We start from the raw sequence: 9,867 nt of genomic DNA, 5'->3' as shown, positions 1-9,867 counted from the left end.
TGCATTCTGTATGTCTTTCTCTGACCTCCTTCGACTGCTTCATTGTTGCATTGATTCCTTCTTTTTCGTTTTCTTATACTTATCATCTATCAGTTATATTATCTTTTTTTTTTTTAATGATCCGGCGACCACCGAGATCTACACAAGGAGTATCGTCGGCAGCGTCAATGTGTATAAGAGACAGGGGTAAGAGAGATTTACCGTTTGCTCCATAGTAATTACACCTCTATCAATGACAATAACTCGATTTGATAACGCGACTGCTTCTTCCACATCATGTGTAACAAGAATAGCTGTAAATTGTTTTTGCTTCCATAAATCCTCTATTAGCTGGTGCATCTCTATTCGAGTTAACGCATCAAGTGCTCCTAGTGGTTCATCCAATAACAGAAGTTCAGGTTCATGTACTAACGCTCTTGCTAATGCGACTCTTTGTTTTTGCCCACCAGATAAAACAGCTGGCCAATCTTTAGCCCGCTCTGATAATCCTACCTGTTCCAGCATTTTTGTAATTTTCTCTTGATTTTCCTTTTTTAAACCTAAACCAACATTTTGTTCTACGGTTTTCCACGGAAGAAGTCTACCATCTTGAAACATAATTTTAGCAGGAGAATTCTGTTCATTTATTGACTTTCCATTTAGTAATAATTCTCCTCCTGTTGGATGCTCCAAGCCAGCTATCAATCGCAGTAAAGTACTTTTCCCACAGCCGCTTTTCCCAACAATCGCTATAAATTCACCTTTATTTACTTTAAGGTCAATTCCCGTTAAAACATTTTGCTGCCCAAATGACTTTTGAACACTTTCAAGCTCTAACATAGTTTCTCTTCTACTATTCACGATGCTCCTCCTATTTTTGAAAATTCGGATTCCATTTTAGAAAACGTCTCTCGGCGATTTTAGCGATAAAATCAGAAAGCTTTCCTAGAATTGCATATAAAATGATACTTAAGACGACGACATCTAATTGCATAAATTCTCTCGCATTCATTGCCAAATAGCCAATTCCAGAGTTTGCTGCAATTGTTTCAGCAACAATCAATGTCACCCATGTAATTCCTAGTGCAAAACGAACACCTACTAAAATAGAGGAAAGAGCGCTTGGAAAAATGATATGTCGGAATAAACTAAATCCGCTTAGACCATATACCTTTCCCATTTCAATTAACGAAGGATCAACTGAACGAATACCGTGAAATGTATTTAAGTAGATTGGGAAAAATGTTCCAAGTGCTACTAAAAATAACTTTGCTTCCTCTTCAATTCCAAACCATAAAATGACGAGGGGAATTAAAGCAAGATGTGGTATATTCCGTATCATTTGGATAGAAGTGTCGAATAGCGTTTCCGCTACTTTAGACAAACCATTCCAAAGACCGAGTAAAAACCCTATCCCACCTCCAATAATAAATCCGAAAAAAGCCCTCTTCGTACTAATACTAATGTCACTAAATAATTGTCCAGATTTCGTAAGTTCAATTGCTGCCTTAAAAATATCTAATGGATTTGGTAAAATTCTAGAAGAGATAAAGCCAACTGAAGATAGTACCTGCCATGTAATAAGTAACACCAATGGAACCAGCCACGGTACAAATTGTTTAACACCTTTCTTCATATCTATCACCCATTTGCATTTAGTTTTTTCGGGTAAAGGTCGTTCGCTACGATTTCCCCAAAGGGACTAACAATACTTGGATTGCCATGATTAGATGGCTTTTCTATTTCTAAATATGGAAACAGCAACTCCGCTACACGATACGACTCTTCTAAATGTGGATAACCTGAGAGAATAAAAGTCTCAATTCCTATTTCCTCATATTCTCTCATTCTCTGAGCAACTGTTTTAGGATCTCCAACTAGCGCAGTACCTGCTCCACCTCTAACCAAACCTACACCTGCCCATAGATTCGGACTTACTTCTAAGTTATTCTTACTTCCAGAATGTAATTGGGACATTCTTCTTTGACCTTCAGAATCAAAGCGAGAAAAGATTTTCTGAGACTCAGCAATTAGATCATCGTCTACATATTTGATTAATTCACTTGCTGCCCTCCATGCTTCTTCTTCTGTTTCCCTAACAATAACATGAAGTCTAATTCCAAAACGTACGGTTCTTCCTTGCTGCTTAGCTAGCTTGCTTACATGTGAAATTTTTTCTTTAACCTTTTCAGGTGGTTCACCCCAAGTTAGATATACATCAATATGCTTAGCAGCTACTTCATGGCCTATTTGTGAAGATCCCCCAAAATATAAGGGTGGATAAGGAGATTGTACAGGTGGATATAGCAATTTTCCGCCGCTAACATTTAAATAGTTTCCTTCAAAATTCGCTTCTCCATTTGATAATAATTCGCGCCAAATCGTTAGAAATTCGTCAGTCAATTCATATCTTTCTCTATGATTTAGGTTTAATCCGTCACCAGCTAGCTCAACGGGATCTCCACCTGTAACTACATTAATCAACAATCTCCCATTAGATAAGCGGTCAAACGTCGATGCCATTCTTGCAGCTTGTGAAGGGGATGTTAAACCAGGTCGAACTGCAACAAGAAATTTCATTTGTGATGTAACAGAGATTAAGGAAGAAGCTACGACCCATGCATCTTCACAAGAACGCCCTGTTGGAAGTAACGCTCCCTTATATCCTAACGAGTCAACAGCCTGTGCCACTTGTCTAAGGTATGACAAATTAACTTCTCTACCACCCGTAGTAACTCCTAAATATCTTGAATCCCCATGTGTAGGAATAAACCAGAATATATTCATCAAACTCATCCTTTCCTATTTTTCATTTGTTGTAGCTTCTTCAACTTTAATTTGTTTCGGTATTAACTCTAGTTCGTAAAATTGGTTCGCTATCCCTTGCTGGTCTTCGATTACTTCCTTCGTAATCTTTTCTAAACCAAATGTTCTTCTCGTTAGAGTACGTTCTAACGTTTCGACATCCATCCCAATTTGAGGTGATAAATACTCTGCAGCTTCTTTTGGATTTTTAGATACCCACTCTTCAGTTTTTTCAAGTTCCTCGTAGATGATATCTAAAACCTTTTGATTTTTCTCTGCAAATGTTCGTGATGCAAGAAAGAACTCTCTATTCGCAGCCAATCCCGTTGCATCGGCAATAATTCGACTTTTAGTTGAAAGCTCTGTATCTGCTAAAAACGGGTCCCATATAACCCAAGCATCAATTTCCCCTTTTTCGTATGCTGCTCGTGCATCAGCTGGTGGAAGAAAAGCAGTTTCAATTTCTTCATATTTAATTCCCTCTTTTTCAAGGGCTTTTACGAGCAAATAATGGACATTTGAACCTTTATTCAATCCAATTTTCTTCCCTTTTAAATCCTTAATCGTTTTTATCGAAGAATCCTCTGGAACAATAATGGCTTCTCCTTTTGGATTAGGTGGTTCATTAGCAAAGTAGATTAGCGGCGCATCCGCAGCCTGAGCAAAAATTGGCGGTGCTTCACCAGTGTGACCAAAATCAATACTGCCTACATTTAACGCCTCGAGTAATTGAGGACCTGCAGGAAATTCTGTCCATTTTACTGTGAAGCCCTCTTTCTCTAATGCTTCATCCAAGCTTTTATCAGCCTTTAAAATGTTTAATGTTCCAAATTTTTGATAACCAATATGAATTGTTTTTTCTTCTTTTTCTGTTGACCCCCCCTTCTCTTCACCATTAGACGGTGAGCTGCACCCTGCAACAAACGTTAAAAAGATGCTAAGTGCCAAGAATAATACAATCCGCAAGTTCATCCTAAAACCCCCCTGTTATTCAAGTGATAAAATAGATGTATTTCCTTTGCATAAATTACTGAATGAGAAAAGGCCCTCAAAAAAGTAACAGACATTACTCTTTTGAGAGCCTCTAGTTTTCCAGTCGGCTTACATAATTATTTTTCTTATTACCTATGCTTCTAACTCTTAGCTAAACAAAAAAGGCATAACCAATTTTATGATTGATTATGCCTTCGGTGTTCCGATCAGCTAGGTTAATTACTTATGGATATTATATTCCCTATTATTCCTACCTGTCAACTCAAATTTATAAAAAATTAATCCCACACCCTGTACTTTTTTAATTAGATCAGAATCTTTTCGTAGTGATTTTCCCTTTACTTTTACCTATATAATCTCCACCAGCTATTAGAACATTACTCCTCAACTTTTCCTTCAACAACTACATCATCTGCACTAATATCATCACCAAAAGCTGGCTTTAATGTTTCATCATATGCTTTGTGGAAAAACTGTTCTTTTCCTAAAGTTTCAAGCTCTTTATTTAACCAATCTAATAGCTCTGTATTTCCCTTTTTCACAGCTGGTGCAATATAATCCAATTCCCCTAGAGATGATAAGCCAACTGTGAAATTAGAATTTTCATTTGCCCAGCCAAATAATAATGCATTATCTTGTGCCATTGCAGCTCCACGTCCATCCTTTAATGCTTCAAACGCTTCCGTTATTTGATCATATTTTACAAGTTCAATATCTGGGTGGTTTTTCATAAAATATGTTTCTGCAGTAGTACCTTTTGGAACAATTAATTTTTTCCCTTTTAATTGTTCAACAGATTCAATTTTTGCTGAATTTGGTGAAACGACACCAATTGCCACCTTCATATAAGGATTAGCAAAATCAACTTGTTCTTGACGTTCAGGGGTAACAGTAAAATTCGCTAACACAATATCAACTTTATCAGATTTTAATAAGTCTACCCTTGCTTGTGGTTCTGTTAATACATACTCAATCTTTGACTCATCACCTAATAAATCTTTGGCAAGACGTTTTGCCAACACAATATCATAGCCTTGATATTCCCCTTTTTCATCGACATAACCAAATGGGGGTTTATCGCTAAATACAGCAACTCGTAATTTGCCACGCTCTTTAATAGCATCAATTACTGACGTAACTTTCCCTGATGAATCTGTTCCATTTTCGGTATTTCCAGTACTTGTTTTACTATTTCCACATGCTGTTATCACAACTATTGTTATGACTGACAATAATAAAACCCAAAACTTCTTTCTCATTTTTTATTCCTCCTAAAATTGTAATATATTAAGGAACTGTTGAGCGCGCTCTGTTTGTGGTTTTAAGAAAAATTGCTCTGAAGATGCATGCTCAATTATGTTTCCTTTATCCATAAAAATCACTTTATCTGCAACTAGTTTCGCAAAATTCATTTCATGTGTCACAATTAGCATTGTCATCCCTTGTTCTGCTAATTGTGCAATCACTTCCAATACTTCACGAACCATTTCCGGATCAAGGGATGCAGTCACCTCATCAAATAACATTATCTCCGGATTAATACATAATGCTCTGACAATTGCAATACGTTGCTTTTGCCCTCCGGATAACTGCCTTGGATAATCATTTGCCCGTTCCACTAAGCCGACACGCTCAAGTAATTCGATAGCTTTTCTCTCTGCTTCTTGGCGTTTACGTTTTTGAACCTTCAATGGGGACAACAAGATATTTTCCATTACACTTAAGTTAGGAAATAAATCATAGCTTTGGAAAACCATTCCAATCCGTTGTCGTACCTCTTGCCATTTCGTTGATTCGTTAATTAGACTTTCATTCTCTAGTAATATATCTCCTCCTTGTACCTCCTCTAAACCGTTAAGACAGCGAAGAAGGGTACTTTTCCCACAACCAGAGGGACCTAAAATCGCAATAACCTTTCCTTTTTCAACCTCAAAATCAATACCATTTAAAACAACTTTATCACCATACTTTTTAATAAGACCTTTTACTTGTAAAATAGGAACTTGCTTAACCACGTTGTATACAACTCCTTATGCTGCCCATTTTTGTTCTAGCTTTCTCGAAAAGTACGATAATGGGAAACAAATACAAAAATATAAGAAAAAGATAAACCCGTATATCCAAAACGCAACCATTGGATAGGTGATATTATTTACTTCGATGATTTGTTGACCAACTTTAATTACTTCAATAACCCCAATCATAGTTAATAGAGCAGTAGTTTTTATCATTCGCGTTGCTAAATTTATCATCGGGGGAATTGTTCGCTTTATAGCTTGTGGTATAAGAACAAATCTGTACATTTGAACAACACTTAAACCAATCGCTTTACTCGACTCAATTTGGTGTCTTGGCAATGAAATAATTGCCCCCCGTACTATATCGCTCATCTCTGCTACTCCCCATAAACTAAAGACAATAAGCGCTACTGCTTCTGAACTTAAATTAAAGTTAAAATTAGCAGGAATAATATAATAGATTACAAACAGCCAGACAAGAATTGGAATGATCCGAAACAGCTCCAAATAAATTTTAAAGATAACTTGAATTAGTTTATTTTTCGATGTTCGAATAATTCCGATCATGAACCCCATCACAATTGTAATAACGACTGCTATGAGAGCGACACGTAATGTTATGAGAAGTCCTTCAAATAAACGCTGCATATTAAGGCCTTCAAAAAGAACATTAATTCCCGAATTCAGCATGTCTAACTCTCCTTTCTAGCCATGTTAAAAACAATATTAATGGAAGTAAAATAATTAAATACCCAATGACCAGCATAAATAATGCCTCATTTGTTTTATAAAATATTCCCATGAGATTTTTCGTTGTATTCGTAAGTTCTAAAATTGCAATACCACTAAAAATAGATGTTTCTTTTATAAGAAAAATACAATTTGCACCAAATCCAGGAACACTATAAGAAAAGGCTTGCGGAATAATAACATACCTCATTAATTGTAAGTTACTGAGACCAATTGCTTTACCAGTTTCAATTTGAGATTTCGAGACAGCCTCAAATCCTGCTCTGAATACTTCAGCCATATATCCCCCGCCTAAAAACGTTAGGCCAATAATTCCACACAATTCCTCACTTAACGTTATCCCTACCTTTGGTAACCCATAGTATAAAAAGAATAATTGAATTAATAACGGTGTGTTCCGTGCAATTTCTAAATAAACTTTTACAATTTTCGTAAGCATCTTTATCTTAAAATACTGAATAACACTGCAAGTGATACCAACTAATACCGCAAATAATATACCAATACTAGCAAGCTTCACCGTTATCCACAGTGCAGTTTGATAATGTGGTAGTACATTCACAATATACTGCCAATCAAATGTCAATTTCCTCACCAACTATCAATTAAATATTCAACAAAATTTCCTGCCCTGGTTTAATCGTTTCTACACCTTCAATTACAACAGTTTCAGGATATTTTAAACCCGAACCTGTATTGAGGCAGACGACATGCTCATTTGCATCGATCCACCCCTGTTCATGTAGAATCCTAGCTGCTGCAAAGGTCGCTGCTCCTTCTGGACAAACGAAATTCCCTTCTAACGATGCGATCAGCTTTTGTGTTCGCAAAATTTCCTCCTCTGAAATAGCAATCGCACAGCCTTCTGTATCATAAATTCCCTTAAGAACTAAGAAATCTCCTATAGCTTTAGGGACGTTGATTCCAAAAGCACATGTAGTTGAATTTTCAAAGAACTTTGATTCTATTTCCCCTTTATTCCAAGCTTCAACAATTGGAGCACACCCCTCAGCTTGAACAGCTACTAAACGTGGAAGCTTCTTATCCTCAATCCATCCTAATTGCTGTAATTCAAGAAGTGCTTTATAAATTCCAATGATCCCTACTCCACCTCCAGTTGGGTACAATATAACATCCGGGACCTTCCAACCAAATTGTTCAACAATCTCATATCCCATTGTCTTTTTGCCCTCAATTCGGTATGGTTCTTTAAGCGTAGAAGCATCATATACTCCATAGTTTTGAACTAAACTACTCACAACTTTTCCTGCATCACTAATTAACCCGTCAATAAGGTGCAAGTTCCCACCTGCAATGTAAACCTCCTTACGCGTAATTTGTGGGGCATCTAAAGGCATAACAATGGTCGCTTTTATATCAGCTTTTGCGGCATATAATGCCCAAGCAGCACCTGCATTACCATTCGTTGGCATCGCTAAATGCTTTACACCTAGTTCTTTCGCCTTTGAAATCCCTACACTTGCACCCCTAGTTTTAAAAGAACCAGTTGGAATGACCCCTTCATCCTTTATGTACAAATGATTTAATCCAAACTCAGCACCGAGAGATGGTAGTTTTTCAAAAGGAGTCATCCCTTCACCAAGTGTTACTACATTTTTCTGTTGTTGTATCGGTAATAACTCATGATAACGCCATAAACTATTAGTGCGATTTGCAATCTCCTCACGTGACACATTTTCCTTCACTTTTTCTAAATCATAGCGAACTAATAACGGTGACCCACATTTGCATAATTGATAGATATGATCGCCCTTATATATTTCACCGCATTTCGGGCACTCCAAATGTGAGATATAACTGTAATTATTCATTTACCTTCCTCCTAAAAAAAAAGAAAGACTACAATCATCTCCTTTGAAAAAAAGAGAAATTGTAGTCTTTGGTGGTCCAATCAACTAATTATTTATTAAACTAACAATATATTAATCGGATATTTCCGATAAGTCAACTATGATTTAAAAAATTTTATAATTGCATTAAATCGTTCTCTAGTTGAATCATGTTTTTAATAGTCCATGCAAACAGCGACAACTTTTCGTACAGAATTGCTCTTCAATTCACACAAGGTGCGTAGGATTTCCCCAATGACCTACTTAATTTTCTTATAAATCACTTATCTCCTCGATGTTCTACCTTTCTAATGTCGAAATTTATCCAATGTAAGTTCAATGAAAATAATTGAATTAATAGAACTAAATACCCATAATTAAATTAGTTTATGTAAAGGAGTTTAATTATGATCTCTAGTGAAGAAATGACTATATTTATTGAAGAACTTTATTCATTAATACAAGATTACAAAAGATGTGACGATACAAACTTAAAAAAACAAATTCATGATGAAATATTAGTTTTAAGTGATATTATTGATCCTAATACATCTATTATTTAATTCACATTTTAAGGGAACAACTAATTTCGTATTACCAACTTATCATACTATTTTTATGTCACATTATTTGGCTTATTACCAATATTTAAGTAAAGGAATATTGGTGTTGGTTTAAAATAAATAAACCTTCATCTATATTCCCGACTGTCTTATTAAAAATGTTTAGATAATCTTCTCTTGTCATATTCCCATTAGTAAAAAGTCGTTCACAGATGAAAATCTGCAATTTTTGCCCTTTGTTATTCGCCTATAATTAACCCTCATTTATAACCCTTCTCTATTCTTTTATTTTTAAAGGTACTTGCTTAAAAATTTCCTACTCGTAAGAATAAATACATCACTTACCATACTTCTATTAAGAGCAAAGAGAATAGCAGGATGCTTATTTTAACAAGAAAATAGTCCTCTGCATAAGCAGAGGACTTCTTTATTAATTTTGAAATACAGTATGTTTTGTTTTCCATTTTTCTAGAGCAATAAATAACCAAAAACTATAGATTCCTAAAGTAATAATACAGAGGAACCACCATTTAATCCAGTTACCGAATAGTCCAATCGCTGTTCCAGTAAATTTTAAACGTCTACCATTAATTACCGTATGCCTAGCTTTCCAACTAAAAATCATAGTAAAAGACCAAGGATAGCAAATTCCAAGCGTACATACCGTAACGAGAACTCCTAGGATAGACCAACCTATGTACTGAAGTAAACCTCCATCAAAGTATGATTTTTCATTTCTTTGAGAAGTTATATCATTATTTATAACTACTTCTGTACTCATACTATATACCCCCTTTGTTAATAATCACCATATAAAACTATATTAGTTAAAAGTAGAAGTCAATAATAAATTTACATAATCTTATAAGTAAAATAGAATGACATATATTTCATTTTTAAGTGCTATAT

The 9,867-nt window shown here is 35.5% G+C and carries 10 protein-coding genes; 1 reads left to right on the top strand and 9 read right to left on the bottom strand.

Annotation, left to right across the window (positions count from 1 at the left end):
- Window positions 1-850 precede the first annotated feature (850 nt).
- From ssuC to HU235_RS16320, 8 genes are all read right to left on the bottom strand, one after another.
- Entirely contained in the window at window positions 851-1,615 is a 765-nt protein-coding gene (gene ssuC / locus HU235_RS16355; RefSeq protein WP_174880888.1) for an aliphatic sulfonate ABC transporter permease SsuC, read from the bottom strand.
- 5 nt (window positions 1,616-1,620) lie between these two features.
- Entirely contained in the window at window positions 1,621-2,766 is a 1,146-nt protein-coding gene (ssuD, locus tag HU235_RS16350) for an FMNH2-dependent alkanesulfonate monooxygenase (RefSeq protein ID WP_174880887.1), read from the bottom strand.
- 15 nt (window positions 2,767-2,781) lie between these two features.
- A complete protein-coding gene (locus HU235_RS16345; RefSeq protein ID WP_174880886.1) occupies window positions 2,782-3,756 on the bottom strand; it encodes a sulfonate ABC transporter substrate-binding protein in 975 nt (324 codons plus the stop codon).
- A 398-nt stretch (window positions 3,757-4,154) separates the two neighbouring features.
- Complete coding sequence (locus HU235_RS16340) at window positions 4,155-5,036, bottom strand: cysteine ABC transporter substrate-binding protein (protein ID WP_174880885.1); 882 nt, start codon at window positions 5,034-5,036, stop codon at window positions 4,155-4,157.
- 12 nt (window positions 5,037-5,048) lie between these two features.
- On the bottom strand, window positions 5,049-5,792 hold the full coding sequence (locus HU235_RS16335; protein ID WP_307190543.1) for an amino acid ABC transporter ATP-binding protein: 744 nt from the start codon (window positions 5,790-5,792) through the stop codon (window positions 5,049-5,051).
- 15 nt (window positions 5,793-5,807) lie between these two features.
- On the bottom strand, window positions 5,808-6,485 hold the full coding sequence (locus tag HU235_RS16330; RefSeq protein WP_174880884.1) for an amino acid ABC transporter permease: 678 nt from the start codon (window positions 6,483-6,485) through the stop codon (window positions 5,808-5,810).
- Window positions 6,466-7,140, bottom strand: a complete 675-nt coding sequence (locus HU235_RS16325; RefSeq protein ID WP_411828265.1) for an amino acid ABC transporter permease — start codon at window positions 7,138-7,140, stop codon at window positions 6,466-6,468. The genes HU235_RS16330 and HU235_RS16325 overlap by 20 nt, the downstream gene beginning before the upstream one ends.
- A 10-nt stretch (window positions 7,141-7,150) precedes the next feature.
- Window positions 7,151-8,377: a threonine synthase gene (locus tag HU235_RS16320; RefSeq protein WP_174880882.1), complete on the bottom strand. Its 1,227-nt coding sequence runs from the start codon at window positions 8,375-8,377 to the stop codon at window positions 7,151-7,153.
- A 425-nt stretch (window positions 8,378-8,802) separates the two neighbouring features.
- Here HU235_RS16320 and HU235_RS16315 point away from each other — a divergent pair, with 425 nt between their 5' ends.
- Window positions 8,803-8,958 (top strand): hypothetical protein, encoded by a 156-nt coding sequence (locus HU235_RS16315; RefSeq protein WP_174880881.1) that lies wholly within the window; start codon window positions 8,803-8,805, stop codon window positions 8,956-8,958.
- A gap of 430 nt (window positions 8,959-9,388) precedes the next feature.
- Here the strand turns inward: HU235_RS16315 and HU235_RS16310 are convergent, their stop codons facing one another.
- Window positions 9,389-9,739, bottom strand: coding sequence for a YjgN family protein (locus HU235_RS16310; protein ID WP_174880880.1), 351 nt, complete (start codon window positions 9,737-9,739; stop codon window positions 9,389-9,391).
- Window positions 9,740-9,867 lie beyond the last annotated feature (128 nt).

The organism is Metabacillus niabensis, assembly GCF_902829255.1.
In the GTDB taxonomy this organism is placed as follows: domain Bacteria; phylum Bacillota; class Bacilli; order Bacillales; family Bacillaceae; genus Metabacillus; species Metabacillus niabensis.
This window is presented reverse-complemented; position numbering and strand designations above follow the sequence as displayed.